Here is a 19,660-nt window from a genome sequence, read left to right as displayed (position 1 = left end):
AAGGCGGAGACGCCATCCGGCATTTTCTAAGTCAGCTCAGGACCGTTACTGTAGCAGCGAAATATCCGCCACGCGCAGGAACAGCTCGCGCAGTTTTTCGAGCATAGACAGACGGTTAATACGCAGTTCTTTATCTTCTACGTTAACCATGACTTTCTCGAAGAAGGCATCGACCGGTTCACGCAGTGCCGATAGCTCAACCAGCGCTTCCTGGTAATGCCCGGCTGCAAAGACTGGCTCCAGCTTGTCGCGCAGCACCACAACCTGCATCGCCAGCGCAATTTCTTCCGGCTCTTTCAGCGTTGCCGCATTCACGCGGTCGTTCAGCGTTTCTTCAGACTTCGCCAGGATGTTCGATACACGCTTGTTCGCCGCAGCCAGCGCGGACGCGGCTTCCAGCGTACGGAAGTGCGATACCGCCTTCATGCGTGCGTCGAAATCAGCCGGACGAGTCGGACGACGCGCCAGCACGGCCTGAATGGTATCAACGGTGTAACCTTCATCCTGATACCAGGCGCGGAAGCGACCGAGCATAAAGTCGATAACGTCATCCACGACTTTCGCGTTGGTCAGCTTGTCACCATACAGACGAACCGCTTCTTCGGTCAGCGTTTGCAGATCGAGATTCAGGTTCTTCTCAACGATAATACGCAGCACCCCCAGCGCGGCACGACGCAGCGCAAACGGGTCTTTGTCGCCTTTCGGATGCTGGCCGATACCAAAGATACCCGCCAGGGTATCCATCTTGTCGGCAATCGCCACGGCACAGGCTACCGGGTTAGACGGCAGGTCATCGCCGGCAAAGCGCGGCTGATACTGCTCGTTTAGCGCCACGGCCACATCTTCCGCTTCGCCATCATGACGCGCATAGTGCATGCCCATCACGCCCTGGGTGTCGGTGAACTCAAAGACCATGTTGGTCATCAGGTCACACTTGGACAGCAGGCCCGCACGCGTTGCGTGGTTAACGTCAGCGCCAATCTGGCCAGCAATCCAGCCCGCCAGCGCCTGGATACGATCGGTCTTGTCGCGCAGCGTACCCAGTTGCTGTTGGAACAGCACGGTTTGCAGACGCGGCAGATGATCTTCCAGACGTTTTTTACGGTCGGTATTGAAGAAGAACTCGGCATCCGCCAGACGCGGGCGAACCACTTTCTCGTTACCGGAAATAATCTGGCTCGGATCTTTCGATTCGATGTTGGCAACGAAGATAAAGTTCGGCAGCAGTTTGCCGTCGTTGGCGTAAACCGGGAAGTACTTCTGGTCGCCTTTCATGGTGTGAACCAGCGCTTCTGACGGAACCGCGAGGAATTTATCTTCGAACTTCGCGGTCAGCACTACTGGCCATTCCACCAGCGAGGTGACTTCTTCCAGCAGGCTTTCGCTCAGATCGGCGTTACCGCCAATCTTGCGCGCCGCTTCTTCAGCATCGGCTTTGATTTTCGCTTTACGCTCAGCGTAATCCGCAATCACTTTACCGCGCTCACGCAGGATTTCTGGGTATTGATCGGCAGAATCGATGGTGAACTCCGCTTCGCCCATAAAGCGATGGCCGCGAATCACGCGATCGGACTGAATGCCCAGAATCGTTGCCGGAATCACTTTGTCACCCAGCAGCAGAGTCACGGTGTGAACCGGACGCACGAAATGGACGTCAGACGCGCCCCAGCGCATCAGTTTCGGGATCGGCAGCTTAGCCAGCGAGGTGGCGATCATGTTCGGCAGCAGCGTTTCAGCGCTTTCGCCTTTCACATGCGCGCGGTACAACAACCACTCGCCTTTATCGGTGGTCAGACGCTCGGCCTGGTCAACGGTGATACCGCAGCCACGCGCCCAACCTTCTGCCGCTTTACTCGGTTTGCCTTCGGCGTCAAACGCCTGAGCAATTGCCGGGCCGCGTTTTTCAACTTCACGGTCAGGTTGCGCTTCAGCCAGGTTCGCGACTTTCAGCGCCAGACGACGCGGTGCGGCGAACCACTCAACGTTGCCGTGCGCGATGCCAGCGTTATCCAGCTCCGCGGTAAAGTTCGCAGCAAAGGACTCAGCCAGGCTGCGCAGTGCTTTTGGTGGCAGCTCTTCAGTGCCGATTTCCACCAGAAAAGTTTTCTCAGACATGGCCGCCTCTTATTTCTCTTTGTTGCACATCGGGAAGCCAAGGGCTTCACGGGAAGCGTAGTAAGCTTCTGCCACTGCTTTGGTCAGGGTGCGAATGCGCAGGATATAGCGCTGACGCTCGGTGACGGAGATGGCTTTACGCGCATCCAGCAGGTTGAAGCTATGAGCGGCTTTCAGAATACGTTCATACGCAGGCAGCGGCAGTGGGTTTTCCAGCGCCAGCAGCTGCTGCGCTTCTTTCTCGTACTGCTCGAAGCAGGTGAACAGGAAGTCCACGTCGGCGTATTCGAAGTTATAGGTGGATTGCTCCACTTCGTTCTGATGGAACACGTCGCCGTAAGTGGTTTTACCCAGCGGGCCGTCGCTCCAGACCAGGTCGTAAACGCTGTCTACGCCCTGAATGTACATGGCCAGACGTTCCAGACCGTAGGTAATTTCCCCGGTCACAGGTTTACATTCCAGACCACCAACCTGCTGGAAGTAGGTGAACTGCGTGACTTCCATACCGTTCAGCCACACTTCCCAACCCAGCCCCCAGGCACCCAGCGTCGGGTTCTCCCAGTTATCTTCCACGAAACGGATGTCGTGAATGGTCGGGTCCATACCCAGCTCTTTCAGAGAACCCAGGTACAGCTCCTGAATATTGTCCGGAGACGGCTTAATCACTACCTGGAACTGATAGTAGTGCTGTAAGCGGTTCGGGTTTTCGCCATAGCGGCCGTCGGTCGGACGACGAGAAGGCTGCACATACGCAGTCGCCATCGGTTCCGGCCCCAGCGCACGCAGGCAGGTCATTGGGTGAGATGTCCCCGCGCCGACTTCCATGTCCAATGGTTGAACGATGGTGCAGCCCTGGCGAGCCCAGTAATCCTGTAAGGTCAGGATCAAGCCCTGGAAGGTCCTGGTATCAAACTTTTGCATATTATTTCGTGCTGGATACGTGTGGATTTAAAGGAAGCGGTCAGTATACCCGCTGGCTGCAAGATATACAGTACGAAACGGGAAAAAGGGGGAACTTAGCGCATGGAAAGGTGCAAAAACTGCCCGTCTGCATCAAAAGAGCAGACAAAACTCTCTTTACGGAAGGTCGAACCGCGCATTTCATAGCTGCCCTGGAATTGTTCCAGGCCGGCGATATCAATTTTCTGCGCGCCGGTGTTATAAAGCTCTGCCGCTTCACTTTTGCACAATGCCTCCATATCGAGCGAACGTGCGGCATTCACCTTTTGCGCCTTCTGCGCAGGTGCAGGCGGCTGTGTGTCGGCGCACGCCGCCAACAAAAAGATAGCGAGCGCGGGAAAGAAATACTTCATCATCATTTTATTACCGCCTGGTTTGCTGGTCAGTCTTATTATTAGTGTCTGAAAACGGATCTTATTTTGAGAATCTCATCAGACCATCTCAAGCTTTAGCGTAAAAACTCAGATTATTCCAGTGAGTTACGCTCGCAAAAAATCGGTCAGACTTTTTTAATGGAGACAGAGGAACTGATGCAGCCCAAAATTTTCTGGATTGATAACCTGCGCGGAATAGCTTGTTTAATGGTCGTGATGATCCACACCACAACCTGGTACATCACCAATGCGCACAGCGTCAGCCCGTTTAATTGGGATCTGGCCAATGTGCTCAATTCCGCCTCTCGCGTCAGCGTACCGTTGTTCTTTATGATTTCGGGTTATCTGTTTTTTGGCGAACGCAGCGCCAAACCGCGCCATTTCACGCGCATCGCGCTGTGCATTCTTTTTTACAGCAGCGTGTCTCTGGCCTATATCCTGTTGTTTACCTCGATCAACGCTGAGCTGTCGCTGAAAAACCTGCTGCAAAAGCCGGTGTTCTATCACCTGTGGTTTTTCTTCGCCATCGCCGTCATCTACCTGGTTTCCCCGCTGATACAGGTGAAAAATATCAGCGGCAAGATGCTGCTGGCGCTCATGGTAGTGACTGGGGTGATTGCCAATCCCAACACCGTCTCGCAAAAAATCGGCGGTTTTGAGTGGCTTCCCATCAACCTGTACATCAGTGGCGACACTTTCTATTACATCCTGTACGGCATGCTGGGAAGGGCGATTGGCATGATGGATACACAGAAACGTTCGCTCACCTGGCTCTGTGCAGCGTTGTTCATCGTCGCCGTGTTTGTTATCTCTCGAGGCACGTTGCATGAACTGCGCTGGCGAGGCAATTTTGCCGATACCTGGTACCTCTACTGCGGCCCGGCAGTATTTATTTGCGCCGTCTCGCTCCTGACGCTGGTCAAAAACACGCTCAGCACGCGCACTCTGCCGGTATTGGGCCTTATTTCCCGTCACTCGTTGGGTATTTATGGCTTTCATGCGCTGATCATTCACGCGCTGCGCACCAACGGTTTAGAACTCAAGAACTGGCCGCCGCTGGATATGCTATGGATTTTTAGCGCCACGCTGGCGGGTAGCCTGCTGTTATCCATACTGTTGCAGCGCATTGATACACGCAGGCTGGTGAGTTAAGACTCACCGTTCTGTTCATTCTGCCCTGGACGCAGCAGTAAAACTTGTCCGACCAAACACACGAAGAATGCTGCCGGGTATAGCCCCTTTTCGATGGGCGCTAACGGAATATTCCATATCCCTACCAGCAGTAGTCCCAGCGTTATCAACGCCACCATCTTGCATATGGAGGTGAAGCATTCGTCATTCTGATTAAGATTTACAGCACGCTGATAAGCATACGTCACGAACATTCCCGTCATCAGCGCACCCAAAAAATAGCCTTTGCCACTCAATAACGGGCAGGCATGCCATAAGCCAACAACGTAAATCAGTATGCCAGAGAAGAATAATATCCATGGCAACAGCCTGGTGGTCTTCATTGGGATCTCCTTATCCATCATGGGTACAATATGAATAACCCGCTAAAGACAACACAGAAAAATGCCACCACACTGGATTTTCAGAATAAATCCATGCGTATCAATTATTTATCAGATTGAAATATATATTAAATCAATCCCCTCTGTTATCCAGAGGGGAAAGTCGTCAGGACATCAGCGGCTGTAATTGCTGATAAATTCGACGGAAGGTTTCCCGACGCTGTTGGTAGAGCGCATGGCGCTCAGCATCAGGATAATGCGCCTGTTCCAGCGTAAGCTGAGGCAGTATGTCTGATAACGGCTTTTGCGGGTTCATGGCAATTTGCGCCAGGCGCGCCGCACCGAGTGCAGGACCGACATCGCCGCCGGTACGATAATCCAGTTGCAACCCGCTGATATCAGACAGCATCTGACGCCAGTATTCGCTGCGAGCCCCGCCGCCAATGAGCGTAATGCTGGCTGGCTGTACACCGCACGCATGCACGACATCCATGCCGTCGGCCAGCGCAAAACCCACACCTTCCAGTACCGCCCGCGCCAGTTCTGCCGGACCATGCTGATGCGTCAGACCGAAAAATACGCCCTTCGCCTGCGGGTTATTATGCGGCGTACGTTCACCGGACAGGTAAGGTAAAAACCAGACCGGCTCGGCGTCTGCATTCGCTTGTTGCGCTGCGGCGATCAATGCCGGTACGCTCGCCAGTCCGGTTAATTTCGCCGCCCAATCCAGGCAGGATGCCGCACTCAGCATCACGGACATCAGGTGCCATCGCTCCGGCAAAGCATGACAAAAACTGTGGACCGCGCTTTCCGGCTTACTGAGGAAGCCGTCGCTTACCGCAAAATAGACGCCGGATGTACCCAACGAAAGCATCGCCTGACCGGCATTCATCATGCCTACGCCGACCGCTCCCGCCGCGTTATCACCGCCCCCGGCAACGACCGCAACCTCATTCATTCCCCAGTCCTGGGCGACTTCTGGCAGCAATGTTCCGGTAACCGCACAACCTTCGTATAGCGCAGGCATATGCGCACGAGACAGCTTACAGGCCGCCAGCATGACATCACTCCAGTCACGTTTGGCGACATCCAGCCACATCGTACCTGCCGCATCAGACATATCGCTGGCAAAATCGCCGGTCATACGCAGACGCAGGTAATCTTTCGGTAGCAGCACTTTATCTACCCGGCTGAAAATCTCCGGCTCGTGACGTTGCACCCACAGCAACTTTGGCGCGGTAAAGCCAGGCATCATCAGGTTGCCGGTGATAGCACGAGACTGCGGAACCAGGTTCTCCAGCATTACGCACTCTTCAGCGCAGCGACCATCGTTCCACAGGATTGCGGGACGTAATACTTTCTGTTGCTTGTCCAGTAACGTCGCGCCGTGCATCTGGCCGGCAATCCCTAACGCTTTCACCTCACTGAGCGAATGCTGCTGGCCCAGCGCTTTTACGGCGCGATCCGTTGCCAGCCACCATTGTTCAGGGTCCTGCTCTGACCATAACGGATGCGGACGCGAGACCGTGAGTTTCTCCGTTTGCGAAGCGATCACATCGCCCTGCTCATTCAGCAGAATGGCCTTTACGCCTGAGGTGCCAAGATCTATCCCGATATACATAGCGTATCGTTCCTTAAAGAAAGGCCCGGCAGCGCGTGGCTTTCCGGGCTTACGGACGTTCTCAGAAACCTGTTATTTGTCGAACAAATAATGGTTTACCAGATTTTCCAGCAGTTCCTGATGGCCGCTCTGATGCACTGGCGCCAGATTATGTTGTTCAGCGTACTGCGCAATTTCCGTCAGCGTCATCTGCCCTTTCAGAATTTGCTGGCCCAGCTCACCATTCCAACCAGCGTAACGCTTGGCCACACGCTGATCCAAACCACCGTCCTCAATCATACGGGCCGCAATTTTCAGCGACAGCGCCATGGTATCCATTGCGCCAATATGACCATAGAACAGATCGTATTTATCGGTGCTCTGACGACGAACTTTGGCGTCAAAGTTCAGACCGCCGGTGGTGAAGCCGCCCGCTTTGAGGATTTCGTACATCACCAACGCATTCTCTTCTACGCTATTTGGGAACTGGTCAGTATCCCATCCCAACTGTGCGTCACCGCGGTTGGCATCGACAGAACCAAACAGACCCAGCGCGATAGCAGTGGCGATTTCATGATGGAATGAGTGACCCGCCAGCGTGGCGTGGTTGGCTTCGATATTCAGTTTGATCTCTTTTTCCAGGCCGAACTGCTTGAGGAACCCGTAAACGGTCGCCGCATCGTAGTCGTACTGGTGTTTGGTCGGTTCCTGCGGCTTCGGTTCGATAAGCAAAGTGCCCTGGAAACCCGTTTTGTGTTTGTGCTCTACCACCAGTTGCATAAAGCGGCCAATCTGCTCACGTTCCTGACGCAGATCGGTATTCAGCAGCGTTTCATAGCCTTCACGGCCGCCCCACAGAACGTAGTTTTCACCGCCTAACTTGTGCGTGGCATCCATCGCCGTAACTACCTGTGTGGCAGCCCAGCTGAACACTTCCGGGTCCGGGTTAGTGGCCGCGCCCGCGCCGTAGCGTGGATTGGTGAAGCAGTTTGCCGTTCCCCACAGCAGCTTGACCCCACTTTGTTCCTGTTTTGCCGCCAATACATCAAGCATCTGCGCAAAGTTGTTTTTGTACTCTTTCAGCGACGCGCCTTCCGGAGAGACATCCACGTCATGGAAGCAGTAGTAAGGGACGTTCAGCTTGTGAAAGAACTCAAATGCGACATCCGCTTTGCGTTTCGCCAGCTCCAGTGCTTCTCCGGGCTGCTGCCACGGACGATCGAAAGCGCCCATGCCGAACATGTCCGCACCGTTCCAGCAGAATGTATGCCAATAGCAGGCGGCAAAACGCAGATGATCTTCCATGCGTTTGCCCAACACGATTTCGTCAGGGTTGTAATGGCGAAATGCGAGCGGGTTAGTAGTTTTAGTCCCTTCAAAACGAACACGATCGAGTTGGTCGAAATAAGCCTGCATAATAAGCTCCATAATCAGGTAATACGGCAAGTAAACTGCGATATAGCTATACTGGAATTTCCTGATTTATTGCTCAATTACGTTATTTCACACCGCCATTAAGAGAATACCCAAACGTGCGCTGGCTCCCAAAAAAGCGCATTGAAAAGAGAATTAAAAAAGCGATCGCGATCGAAGGTTAATCATTAAACAAAAAACCGTAATGCGCAGATAAAAAATGGCAATTGTCATCCCGCGTTCAGTATGTGAATTTTGCGTAGCATTAAGAAAATAAAAATTTGTCACGCTTCATCAAGCAGTCGTCCCTGCGGTTTTGCTAGTATCGACAGGCCACGTTAACCTTCCAGGACAGATTCTTATGTTTGATAAACGTCACCGCATCACTCTATTATTTAATGCCAATAAAGCCTACGACCGCCAGGTGGTAGAAGGGGTGGGTGAATATTTACAGGCATCGCAATCAGAGTGGGATATATTCATTGAGGAAGATTTCCGCGCCCGCATTGATAATATTAAAGACTGGTTAGGCGATGGTGTTATTGCCGATTATGACGATGATGACATTGCACAATTACTTGCCGATGTGGATGTTCCTATCATCGGCGTCGGGGGTTCCTACCATGCGGAACAGGATTATCCGCCGGTGCATTACATTGCCACCGATAACCACGCGCTGGTAGAAAGCGCTTTCCTGCATCTGAAAGAAAAAGGGATCAACCGGTTCGCGTTCTACGGACTGCCCGCTTCAAGCGGCAAACGCTGGGCGGCTGAACGTGAATATGCGTTTTGCCAACTGGTCGCTAAAGAAAAGTACCGTGGAGTTGTCTATCAGGGACTGGAAACCGCGCCGGAAAACTGGCAGCACGCGCAAAATCGTCTGGCGGACTGGCTGCAAACTCTGCCGCCGCAAACCGGCATTATCGCCGTCACCGACGCGCGAGCGCGGCACATTCTGCAAGCTTGCGAACACCTGCATATTCCGGTCCCGGAAAAACTGTGCGTGATTGGAATCGACAACGAGGAACTGACCCGTTACCTGTCGCGGGTGGCGCTGTCATCCGTTGCTCAGGGGGCCAGACAGATGGGGTATCAGGCCGCTAAGCTTCTGCACCGATTACTGGCGAATGAAGAACTACCGCTGCAACGCATACTGGTCCCGCCAGTGCGCGTCATTGAACGCCGTTCAACTGACTATCGTTCATTGACCGATCCGGCGGTGATTCAGGCGATGCACTTTATCCGCAACCATGCCTGCAAAGGCATTAAAGTCGAACAGGTGCTGGATTCAGTGGGGATTTCGCGGTCGAATCTGGAGAAACGTTTTAAAGAAGAGGTCGGAGAAACTATCCATGCGGTGATTCATGCCGAGAAGCTGGAAAAAGCGCGCAGCCTGTTGATTTCCACCACGCTGTCGATCAACGAAATTTCACAAATGTGCGGCTATCCATCACTGCAGTACTTCTATTCCGTCTTCAAGAAAGAGTACGACACGACGCCAAAAGAGTATCGCGATGTGAATAGTGAAGTGTTGCTATAGAGGGAATTGCCGGATGGCGGCTTCGTCTGATCCGGCCTACGAGATGACTTGTAGACCGGATTAGCACACGTTACATATGCGCGGCAATTAAGCGCTGGTTATCCTGATACATTGCGAACAGATAGTTGTTGTAGCTCTGTCCCTTAGTGGAATAACCCTTCAGCTTATGGATCATCGCAGTAGCGGTGACTTCCTGATCGGCTTTACGCAGTTGCGCACGTGACTTCCGGAAAGAAGAGTAAGCGGGGTGCGTATTCAGGTTAATGACATAGGCATTGACTGACTCTTTCACTGATTCAAACTGTGAGTAGCCTTTCACCTTACCAGGGGCATTATTACAACGCCCTTTGCCACATTTCATGCCAAACAGGTTGTTGTTGCTCCGCGCCAGCTTCGACGTCCCCCAGCCGCTTTCAGCAGCAGCCATGGTTGCCACCATACTGGTCGGGATAATGTCTACACGCTCAAGCAGCGTGTTCCACGGAATTTTACGCGTGTTGCCAGACCAGCTCACCTTATAGCGCTTAGCGATGTCTTTCATCCGCGTACGCTCTGTCGGTGACCAGCGATTCTGGTACTGTTTTGAAATCAGCCAGTTACGATCCGCCGTAATGGCAGCATTTTGACTGGTAATATAAGGCATAACCGTCCGGAGAAACGCTTTTTTCCTTGGTGTTCCGGAAGGGTATTTTCGCAAATCAGGAAGTGAACTACTCTTTGCACTATTGCGAGAATACTCTTGTTTACTGCTAACCTGTTTATTACTTGCCTTGATTACCTGGGGCTTGTGACTCGTTGTCGCCGTGTGTGTCTTTGCCAGCGCCTCACCCGAAAATGCAACGGTGAGTAACATAAGAATCATTGCCCCATATCGTCGAATGGGAGTCAATATCATTAGGTCTCCTGGTCGGATTTATACATTCCAACACCTTATATTTTTCAAAAAAATGAGAGATGAATCTCAAATCATATCAAAAATAACGGTCAAGAGCACCCAAAGGAATAGTCCAATTCTGAAACTATGTCACGCGTTAACGATTCGGGCTGCCATTAATTTGATGAAAATGTGGGGGTTATCGCAAAATCAGTTCATTTTTTGCGCGCATTAGCTCACCCTCACTTCTCCTCCTGGCGGAATCACCTCAAAGGAGGAGTTTCCGGCCTGATTTCACTGGCAAACTGGCTAAAATCGCAGCATCAAGGACAGCATTATGAAACTTGCCGCCGTTGCGCTGGCGCTGATGCCCGGCATTGCCATCGCCTCAACATGGACTTCTCAGGGACTTCCCGCCTTCGAAGCGGAAGGTACGGGTAAATTCGTCAGCCATGCAGCGTTGACGAAGGGTACTCGTCCTTTAATTCTGAATTTTGACCAACAGTGCTGGCAGCCAGCTGACGCGATAAAACTCAACCAGATGCTGTCGCTTAAACCTTGTGAAGGCGCGCCGCCGCAGTGGCGTTTATTCAAGGACGGCGATTACACGCTGGAAGTCGATACCCGCTCCGGCACGCCAACGCTGATGCTCTCAGTCAAAAGCGCCGCAGACCCCGTCAGTAGCCAAATTCGCCAGTGTCCGAAATGGGATGGTTCGCCATTAACGCTGGACGTCAGTCAGACCTTCCCGGAAGGCGCCGTGGTGCGCGACTACTACAGCAACCAAACGGCGACGGTAAAAAACGGGTCGATTACCCTGCAGCCCGCCGCAACCAGTAACGGGTTGTTGCTGCTGGAACGAGCGGAAACCGACGCCCCCGCCGCTTTCGACTGGCATAACGCGACGGTGTATTTCGTCCTGACGGACCGCTTTGTGAATGGCGATCCGGACAATGACCACAGCTACGGTCGGCGCAACGACGGTATGCAGGAAATTGGCACCTTCCACGGCGGCGATTTACGCGGTCTTGCCAGCAAACTCGACTATCTGCAACAACTGGGCGTCAATGCGTTATGGATCAGCGCGCCGTTTGAGCAAATCCACGGCTGGGTCGGCGGTGGCACCAAAGGCGATTTCCCCCACTACGCCTACCATGGCTACTACACTCAGGACTGGACCACGCTCGACGCCAATATGGGTAACGAAAACGATCTGCGCGCGCTGGTTGACGGCGCTCACCAGCGCGGCATCCGTGTCCTGTTTGATGTCGTGATGAACCATACTGGCTACGCCACGCTGGCGGATATGCAGGAATATCAGTTTGGGGCGCTGTACTTATCAGGCGATGAGCTGAAAAACACGCTCGGCGAACGCTGGACGGACTGGAAGCCAGCTGCCGGGCAGAGCTGGCATAGCTTTAATGATTACATCAACTTCAGCGATAAAGCCGGTTGGGAAAAATGGTGGGGCAAAAACTGGATCCGCACCGATATTGGCGATTACGACAACCCTGGTTTTGACGACCTGACCATGTCGCTGGCTTTCCTGCCCGATCTGAAAACCGAATCCACCACGCCTTCCGGCCTGCCTAATTTTTATCAGCACAAACCGGATACTCACGCCAAAGCGATCGCCGGCTACACGCCCCGTGATTATCTGACCCACTGGCTCAGTCAGTGGGTGCGCGATTACGGAATTGACGGCTTTCGGGTCGATACCGCCAAACACGTCGAGCTTCCCGCCTGGCAGCAGCTCAAAACACAGGCCAGCGCGGCGCTGGTCGAATGGAAGAAAGCCCACCCGGACAAAGCCCTGGATGATAAACCCTTCTGGATGACCGGTGAAGCCTGGGGTCACGGCGTCATGCAAAGCGACTATTATCGTCACGGTTTCGACGCGATGATCAATTTCGACTATCAGGAGCAGGCGGCGAAAGCCGTTGATTGTCTGGCAAATATGGATCTCACCTGGCAACAGATGGCGGAAAAACTGCAGGATTTCAACGTTCTGAGCTATCTCTCCTCCCATGATACCCGGCTGTTTCGCGAAGGTGGAGACAAAGCCGCCGAGCTATTGCTGCTGGCGCCTGGGGCAGTACAAGTTTTTTACGGTGACGAGTCGGCCCGGTCTTTCGGCCCCACGGGGTCCGATCCCTTACAGGGTACGCGCTCAGAGATGAACTGGCAGGACGTGACCGGGAAATCTGCCGCCAGCGTCGCACATTGGCAACGTATCAGCCAGTTCAGGGCCAGACATCCCGCCATTGGCACCGGTAAACAAACCACACTGACATTGAAGCAGGGGTACGGATTCGTCCGTGAACATGGCAACGATAAAGTTATGGTGGTGTGGGCCGGTCAGCCCTGATCCTGACGGGCTTCTCGTACTCGCTGATGCGAGAAGCCAAATTCACGATAAAACACCAGCTCGACAAAAATTTGCAGCACAAAACATCAATCCAGCCTGATGCCCCTGATTTGCACCCCGCCATAGGTAGCGCTATGGTTAGCCACTTTACTACTCAGTTCGACAGACCACCTGCTATGACATTCTCACTTTTTGGCGACAAATTTACCCGCCATTCAGGCATCACACGCCTGATGGAGGACCTCAACGATGGTTTACGCACACCAGGCGCCATCATGCTCGGCGGCGGTAATCCGGCGCAAATTCCAGAGATGAAAAATTACTTTCAGTCTCTGCTGGCAGATATGCTGGAAAACGGCAAAGCCGCTGATGCGCTTTGCAATTATGACGGTCCACAAGGTAAAACCGAGCTACTGGCCGAGCTGGCGAAACTGCTACGTGAGAAGCAGGGTTGGGATATCGAGCCACAAAATATTGCACTGACAAATGGCAGTCAGAGCGCATTTTTCTACTTATTCAATCTCTTCGCCGGACGCCGCGCCGACGGAACAACCCAAAAAGTGTTGTTCCCATTAGCGCCGGAATATATTGGCTATGCCGATGCCGGGCTGGAAGAAGAACTCTTTGTCTCTGCACGCCCAAACATCGAGCTGTTACCAGAAGGCCAGTTTAAGTATCACGTTGATTTTGAACATCTGCACATCGGTGAAGAAACGGGGATGATCTGCGTGTCGCGCCCGACTAACCCGACAGGCAACGTGATCACCGACGAAGAACTGATGAAGCTGGATCGGCTGGCCAACCAGCACGGCATCCCGTTGGTGATCGATAACGCATATGGCGTACCGTTCCCAGGCATCATTTTTAGCGAAGCCCGGCCGCTGTGGAACCCCAACATTGTGCTGTGCATGAGCCTTTCTAAGCTGGGTCTGCCAGGCTCCCGCTGCGGCATCATTATCGCCAATGAAAAAATCATCACCGCCATCACCAATATGAATGGCATTATCAGCCTTGCGCCCGGCGGAATGGGACCGGCGATGATGTGCGAAATGATTAAACGTAACGATCTTCTGCGCCTTTCTGAGACGGTGATCAAACCGTTTTATTACCAGCGCGTTCAGCAGACTATTGCGATCATTCGTCGCTATTTATCTGAAGATCGCTGCCTCATCCACAAACCAGAAGGGGCGATTTTCCTGTGGTTATGGTTTAAAGATTTGCCGATCACCACCGAGCTGCTGTATCAGCGCCTGAAAGCGCGCGGCGTACTGATGGTTCCCGGTGACTACTTCTTCCCGGGGCTGGATAAACCCTGGCCGCATACCCATCAGTGCATGCGCATGAATTACGTTCCGGAGCCGGAGAAAATCGAGGCTGGCGTGAAGATTCTGGCGGAAGAGATCGAGCGCGCCTGGCTGGAAGGCTAACGCAAATCCCGACCCAAGCGCGGGTCGGGTCGCTTCACAGCGGCAGCGAACGCAGACGCTGTCGCTGCATACTGACAGCATCAATACACTGCAAGGCACTGGTCGGGCAGGCTTCTACACATGCGGGTCCCGTCTCGCGATGCCAGCACAAATCACATTTTATCGCCTGCGCCCGTGACGTTCGTGCGACAACGTTCATCGCCCCAAACGGACACGCGATCATGCAGCTTTTACAGCCAATACACTGAGCCTGTTCAACGAAGATATGTCCATGTTCACGACGAATTGCGTGGGTTGGGCACACGTTAGCGCAGGGAGCATCTTCGCACTGATGACAGGCAACTGCCGTCGTAAAGGCGTCGTCTTTAATCACCCGAATCCGCGGGATAAATGCCCCGGAGGAGACCGATGCGCAATCCTGATTTTCCTGATGTGCGACAACGCAGGCAACTTCGCAGGTACGACACCCAATACATTTTGCCGCATCCGCCATAATAAACTCGTTCATTGCCCCCTCCGTCAGAGTGAAAACCACAGATTGCCAGAGAGAGACTCCCTGCTGCCTTGATCGGACAGGGGAAACGGTTAAATTTTGTCAGGTGACTGAACGATGTCAGGCACGCGCCTAATCGCGAACGGTAAAGCCCAGCTCATTGGAAATTGCCTGAGCGGTTTCGCGTAGCGGCTTGAGTAAATTCTTTTCCCCTACCTGCTTCAGACGCGAGGTAGAAAGTGAAATCGACACCGAATATGGCACCCGACCGTGAATATCAAACACCGGCACGGCAATACAGGAAACCCCCAGCTCGTTCTCTTCCCGATCCATCGCCATACTGCTTTCGCGGATTTGCGCCAGTTCATCGTACATCGCCGGTAAACCAGTGATGGTATTGCGGGTCAGCGGCTGAATCAGATCCTGATGGCTCTCCCAGTAGGACGCCACGTAATCCGCATGCCCAAACGCCATATAGATTTTGCCCATCGCGGAGCAGTACAGCGGCATATGCTGGCCGATATAGGCGCGGGTACGCAGCATGCCCGTCGTCGGCTCGAGCTTATAGATCAAAATAGCGTGGTCATCTTCACGGCTGGAGAAGTTGATGGTTTCGCCGGTGGCAATATTCAGCGCTTCAAGGTGCGGCGCGGCGACATGGATGATATTCAGTGACGACAGCGCCTTCTGCCCAACGGCGATAAATTTAGTGGTCAGCCGATAGCTGCCCGCAGCGGGTGCGGGTGTGACATAGCCGCAGGATTGCAATCCTTGCAAGAGTCGATGCACGGTACTTTTATTCAGCCCCGCCAGTTCAGACAGGTGGGCCAGCGGGCACCCATTCGGATAGTTGCTCAGGATCTCAATCAACATCAAACCACGGAACAGGCTCTGACTTCCGGCTGGCCTCTCTTTGTCTTGCGTCATTTCACTCTCTTTTGTGCCCATTTTTTCCGCTCCCCTTTTCGTCGCGCTCTGATGGTAGCGCAAAGTGTGTTTCAGTTCACGATCTGAACCGAAAAAACACAACTGTTTGATTTTGCAGATTTTAAAAAACAGGCCACCCCGTTGATCTGTTAAATTTTGATCGCTATATTTGAAATCAGATTTCGCATAGTGAAATTTAGAGATAAAAAAGCGATCAAATTTAAACAAGGAAACAGGAATGAAAGTCACCTTTGAACAGTTAAAAGATGCGTTCAATCGGGTACTGCTGGCACGCGGTATCGCCGCTGAAACCGCAGATGCCTGTGCAGAAATGTTCGCCCGCACCACCGAATCCGGCGTCTATTCGCATGGCGTCAACCGTTTTCCCCGCTTCATTCAGCAACTGGATAACGGCGACATCGTTCCTGAAGCCAAACCACAGCGCATCACCAGCCTGGGGGCGATTGAGCAATGGGATGCCCGGCGTTCGATCGGCAATCTGACGGCGAAAAAGATGATGGACCGAGCCATTGAACTGGCCTCCGATCACGGTATTGGTCTGGTGGCGCTGCGTAACGCCAACCACTGGATGCGCGGCGGCAGCTATGGCTGGCAGGCCGCGGAGAAAGGTTACATTGGTATCTGCTGGACCAACTCAATTGCCGTCATGCCGCCGTGGGGTTCGAAGGAGTGCCGCATTGGTACTAACCCGCTGATTGTCGCGATCCCCTCCACGCCAATCACCATGGTTGATATGTCGATGTCGATGTTCTCCTACGGCATGCTGGAAGTGAATCGCCTGGCCGGTCGCGAACTGCCGGTAGACGGTGGCTTTGACAATGAAGGTAATCTCACCAAAGAGCCTGGCGTTATCGAAAAAAATCGTCGCATTCTGCCAATGGGTTACTGGAAAGGTTCAGGTCTGTCGATTGTGCTGGATATGATCGCCACCCTGCTTTCTGACGGCTCTTCTGTTGCGGAGGTCACTCAGGATAACAGCGACGAATATGGCGTTTCGCAGATTTTCATCGCCATTGAAGTGGATAAGTTGATCGATGGCGCCACGCGCGATGCGAAACTCCAGCGGATTATGGATTTCATCACCACCGCCGAACGCGCTGATGAAAACACGCCTGTTCGTCTGCCTGGCCACGAGTTTACAAAGCTACTGGAAGAAAATCGCCGTAACGGCATCACCGTTGATGACAGCGTCTGGGCAAAAATTCAGACGCTGTAAGGAGCAACCCCATGATCTTTGGACATATCTCACAGCCTAATCCGTGTCGTTTGCCCGAGGCGATTGAAAGAGCGCTCGACTTCCTGCGCACCACGGATTTCCGCAAACTTGAGCCGGGCGTGGTGGAGATCGAGGGTAAAAATATCTTCGCGCAGATTATCGATTTAACCACGCGTGACGCTGCCGAAAATCGCCCAGAAGTACATCGTCGCTATCTTGATATTCAGTTTTTAGCCTGGGGTGAAGAAAAAATCGGTATCGCCATTGATACCGGAAATAATCAAATCAGCGAATCGTTATTAGCACAGCGCGATATTATTTTTTATCACGCCAGTGAACATGAATCTTTTATTGAAATGATTCCGGGAAGTTACGCCATATTTTTCCCGCAGGATGTTCATCGCCCTGCATGTCATAAAACTGTCGCCACGCCGATCCGCAAAATAGTCGTGAAGGTTGCTATTTCAGTTTTATAAAGGAGCACAAAAATGAAAGCTAACACTACCGGTTATATTATCGGTGCGTACCCTTGTGCACCCTCATTTCACCAAAAGAGTGAAGAGGAAGAGAAGGAATTCTGGCGTCAACTCTCCGATACCCCGGATATTCGCGGGCTGGAACAGCCCTGCCTTGAGCATCTGCATCCATTAGGTGACGAGTGGTTATTGCGCCATACGCCAGGCGAGTGGCAAATCGTGGTCACAGCGATTATGGAGACCATGCGCCGTCGCGGCATCAATAGCGGTTTTGGGCTGGCCTCCAGCGACGAAGAGCAGCGTCAGGCCTGTGTGGCGTATTACCGCCATCTGCACCAGAAAATCAACCGTATTAATGCGGCCAGCGCCGGGAAAATAATCGCCCTTGAACTGCATGCCGCTCCGCTGGCAAGCAACCCCAATGTCGCTCAGGCCACCGACGCGTTTGCCCGTTCGCTCCAGGAAATTACCCGTTGGGACTGGTCCTGCGATCTGGTGCTGGAACATTGCGATGCTATGACTGGCCCCGCGCCACGCAAAGGATTTTTGCCGTTAGAAAACGTACTGGACGCGATCGCCGGTTACGACATCAGCGTGTGTATTAACTGGGCGCGATCGGCGATTGAAGGGCAGGACCTCGCCCTACCGCTGGCCCACACGCAGCAGGCCCAACGGGCCGGGAAACTGGGCGCGCTGATGTTCTCCGGCACGACGATTACAGGAGAATACGGCGAGTGGCAGGACCTACACGCGCCGTTTGCTCCTTTCTGCCCGCAGAGCCTGATGACCGCCGATCATGCCCGCGCATTATTCACCTGTGCAGGAACCGATCTATTGCAATTTGCCGGTATTAAATTGCTGGAAATAAATGCCAATGCAGATGTGAACCATCGCGTAGCGATATTACGCGACGGCATCGCTGCATTAAACAAAGCAAAACTATAAAAATAACATACTACTCTACGAGAATATTAATATGAACATGACCTCTCGCCCTACACTCAAAGATATACCCCGTCAGCGCTGGCTGCGGATTATTCCCCCGATTCTGATCGCTTGTATTATCTCTTATATGGACCGCGTTAATATCGCATTTGCGATGCCCGGCGGTATGGATGAGGAATTAGGTATTTCCGCCACCATGGCCGGTCTGGCCGGGGGAATTTTCTTCATCGGTTATCTGTTTTTACAGGTTCCCGGCGGAAAAATTGCCGTACACGGCAGCGGCAAGAAATTTATCGGCTGGTCGCTGGTTGCCTGGGCGGTTATTTCTGTTCTGACGGGATTGATCACTAATCAGTATCAACTGCTGGTTTTGCGTTTCTTACTCGGCGTGGCCGAAGGCGGCATGCTGCCGGTGGTGCTGACGATGATCAGTAACTGGTTCCCCGACGCCGAACGCGGTCGCGCCAATGCGATTGTGATTATGTTTGTGCCTATTGCCGGGATCATTACCGCCCCGCTCTCGGGCTGGATAATCACCGTACTCGACTGGCGCTGGCTGTTCATCATTGAAGGTTTACTCTCCGTCGTCGTTCTGGTGCTGTGGGCCTATACCGTTTACGACCGTCCGCAGGAAGCGCGCTGGATCTCTGAGGCGGAGAAAAATTACCTGGTAGAAACTCTGGCCGCCGAGCAAAAAGCGATTGCCGGAACAGAGGTCAAAAATGCCTCTCTGGGCGCGGTGTTGTCCGACAAAACCATGTGGCAGCTTATCGCCCTGAACTTCTTCTATCAGACCGGGATTTATGGTTACACCCTGTGGCTGCCGACCATCCTCAAAGAGTTGACCCACAGCAGCATGGGGCAAGTTGGCATGCTCGCTATTCTGCCGTACGTCGGCGCGATTGCCGGGATGTTCCTGTTCTCTTCCCTCTCTGACCGGACCGGTAAACGCAAGCTGTTCGTCTGCCTGCCGCTGATTGGCTTTGCCCTGTGCATGTTCCTCTCTGTAGCGCTGAAAAATAACGTCTGGCTGGCTTATGCCGCGCTGGTTGGCTGCGGATTCTTCCTGCAATCAGCCGCGGGGGTGTTCTGGACTATTCCGGCGCGTTTGTTCAGCGCGGAAATGGCCGGTGGCGCACGTGGGGTCATCAATGCGTTGGGGAACCTTGGCGGTTTCTGCGGTCCTTACGCGGTCGGCGTACTTATCACCCTGTACAGCAAAGATGCTGGCGTTTACTGCCTGGCCGTCTCACTGGCTCTGGCCGCGCTGATGGCGCTGCTGCTGCCGGCGAAATGCGATGCGGGCGCAGCTCCGCTAAAGACACTGAATCCACATAAACGCACAGCCTGAAACAATGCCCGGGGGCGCTGCGCTCACCGGGCCTACAAAACCAATA

17 protein-coding genes are annotated in these 19,660 nt (G+C 53.3%); 8 read left to right on the top strand and 9 right to left on the bottom strand.

Annotation, left to right across the window (positions count from 1 at the left end; genetic code table 11):
• Positions 1–45: 45 nt before the first annotated feature.
• From glyS to FDX09_RS01070, 3 genes are all read right to left on the bottom strand, one after another.
• A complete protein-coding gene (gene glyS, locus FDX09_RS01080; RefSeq protein ID WP_042311682.1) occupies positions 46–2,115 on the bottom strand; it encodes a glycine--tRNA ligase subunit beta in 2,070 nt (689 codons plus the stop codon).
• Positions 2,116–2,124: 9 nt separating this feature from the next.
• A complete protein-coding gene (glyQ, locus tag FDX09_RS01075) occupies positions 2,125–3,036 on the bottom strand; it encodes a glycine--tRNA ligase subunit alpha (protein ID WP_001168552.1) in 912 nt (303 codons plus the stop codon).
• Positions 3,037–3,131: 95 nt separating this feature from the next.
• Positions 3,132–3,434: a YsaB family lipoprotein gene (locus FDX09_RS01070; RefSeq protein ID WP_137346669.1), complete on the bottom strand. Its 303-nt coding sequence runs from the start codon at positions 3,432–3,434 to the stop codon at positions 3,132–3,134.
• Positions 3,435–3,605: 171 nt separating this feature from the next.
• On the opposite strand from FDX09_RS01070, the gene FDX09_RS01065 reads away from it, so the two are divergent.
• Positions 3,606–4,601, top strand: a complete 996-nt coding sequence (locus FDX09_RS01065) for an acyltransferase (protein ID WP_069323830.1) — start codon at positions 3,606–3,608, stop codon at positions 4,599–4,601.
• On the opposite strand, the gene yiaB is transcribed toward FDX09_RS01065, so the two are convergent.
• The 3 genes from yiaB to xylA all read right to left on the bottom strand — a co-directional run bounded on the left by yiaB (position 4,598) and on the right by xylA (position 7,979).
• Positions 4,598–4,963, bottom strand: a complete 366-nt coding sequence (yiaB, locus tag FDX09_RS01060; RefSeq protein ID WP_069323738.1) for an inner membrane protein YiaB — start codon at positions 4,961–4,963, stop codon at positions 4,598–4,600. The genes FDX09_RS01065 and yiaB overlap by 4 nt on opposite strands.
• A 166-nt stretch (positions 4,964–5,129) precedes the next feature.
• The gene (gene xylB, locus FDX09_RS01055) at positions 5,130–6,584 is read right to left on the bottom strand and encodes a xylulokinase (protein WP_137346668.1); all 1,455 of its coding nucleotides are present in this window, start codon (positions 6,582–6,584) and stop codon (positions 5,130–5,132) included.
• Between the two features lie 72 nt (positions 6,585–6,656).
• Positions 6,657–7,979, bottom strand: coding sequence for a xylose isomerase (gene xylA / locus FDX09_RS01050; protein ID WP_137346667.1), 1,323 nt, complete (start codon positions 7,977–7,979; stop codon positions 6,657–6,659).
• Positions 7,980–8,337: 358 nt separating this feature from the next.
• On the opposite strand from xylA, the gene xylR reads away from it, so the two are divergent.
• Complete coding sequence (gene xylR / locus FDX09_RS01045) at positions 8,338–9,516, top strand: D-xylose utilization transcriptional activator XylR (protein ID WP_038635210.1); 1,179 nt, start codon at positions 8,338–8,340, stop codon at positions 9,514–9,516.
• 70 nt (positions 9,517–9,586) lie between these two features.
• Here the strand turns inward: xylR and FDX09_RS01040 are convergent, their stop codons facing one another.
• Positions 9,587–10,411, bottom strand: coding sequence for a protein bax (locus tag FDX09_RS01040; RefSeq protein ID WP_038635213.1), 825 nt, complete (start codon positions 10,409–10,411; stop codon positions 9,587–9,589).
• A 316-nt stretch (positions 10,412–10,727) separates the two neighbouring features.
• On the opposite strand from FDX09_RS01040, the gene malS reads away from it, so the two are divergent.
• The gene (malS, locus tag FDX09_RS01035; RefSeq protein WP_137346666.1) at positions 10,728–12,758 is read left to right on the top strand and encodes an alpha-amylase; all 2,031 of its coding nucleotides are present in this window, start codon (positions 10,728–10,730) and stop codon (positions 12,756–12,758) included.
• A 134-nt stretch (positions 12,759–12,892) separates the two neighbouring features.
• A complete protein-coding gene (gene avtA / locus FDX09_RS01030) occupies positions 12,893–14,185 on the top strand; it encodes a valine--pyruvate transaminase (RefSeq protein WP_223851226.1) in 1,293 nt (430 codons plus the stop codon).
• A gap of 34 nt (positions 14,186–14,219) precedes the next feature.
• Here avtA and FDX09_RS01025 read toward each other — a convergent pair whose 3' ends face one another.
• A complete protein-coding gene (locus tag FDX09_RS01025; RefSeq protein WP_038635221.1) occupies positions 14,220–14,693 on the bottom strand; it encodes a 4Fe-4S dicluster domain-containing protein in 474 nt (157 codons plus the stop codon).
• A 117-nt stretch (positions 14,694–14,810) separates the two neighbouring features.
• Positions 14,811–15,626, bottom strand: coding sequence for an IclR family transcriptional regulator YiaJ (gene yiaJ / locus FDX09_RS01020; RefSeq protein WP_038642923.1), 816 nt, complete (start codon positions 15,624–15,626; stop codon positions 14,811–14,813).
• Positions 15,627–15,843: 217 nt separating this feature from the next.
• On the opposite strand from yiaJ, the gene yiaK reads away from it, so the two are divergent.
• Genes yiaK through FDX09_RS01000 form a run of 4 tightly spaced genes read left to right on the top strand, consistent with a single transcriptional unit; the run spans position 15,844 to position 19,614 of the window.
• Positions 15,844–16,842 carry a 3-dehydro-L-gulonate 2-dehydrogenase gene (yiaK, locus tag FDX09_RS01015; RefSeq protein WP_137346665.1) on the top strand — a complete coding sequence of 333 codons (999 nt, stop codon included), beginning with the start codon at positions 15,844–15,846 and terminating at the stop codon, positions 16,840–16,842.
• Between the two features lie 11 nt (positions 16,843–16,853).
• Entirely contained in the window at positions 16,854–17,318 is a 465-nt protein-coding gene (locus FDX09_RS01010) for a YhcH/YjgK/YiaL family protein (protein WP_087857199.1), read from the top strand.
• A 12-nt stretch (positions 17,319–17,330) separates the two neighbouring features.
• A complete protein-coding gene (locus FDX09_RS01005) occupies positions 17,331–18,263 on the top strand; it encodes a DUF4862 family protein (protein WP_137346664.1) in 933 nt (310 codons plus the stop codon).
• Between the two features lie 31 nt (positions 18,264–18,294).
• Complete coding sequence (locus FDX09_RS01000) at positions 18,295–19,614, top strand: MFS transporter (RefSeq protein ID WP_038635232.1); 1,320 nt, start codon at positions 18,295–18,297, stop codon at positions 19,612–19,614.
• The last annotated feature ends 46 nt before the right edge of the window (positions 19,615–19,660 follow it).

Origin of the sequence: Citrobacter sp. wls717, assembly GCF_005280955.1 — a bacterium.
Classification (GTDB): domain Bacteria; phylum Pseudomonadota; class Gammaproteobacteria; order Enterobacterales; family Enterobacteriaceae; genus Citrobacter; species Citrobacter werkmanii.
This window is presented reverse-complemented; position numbering and strand designations above follow the sequence as displayed.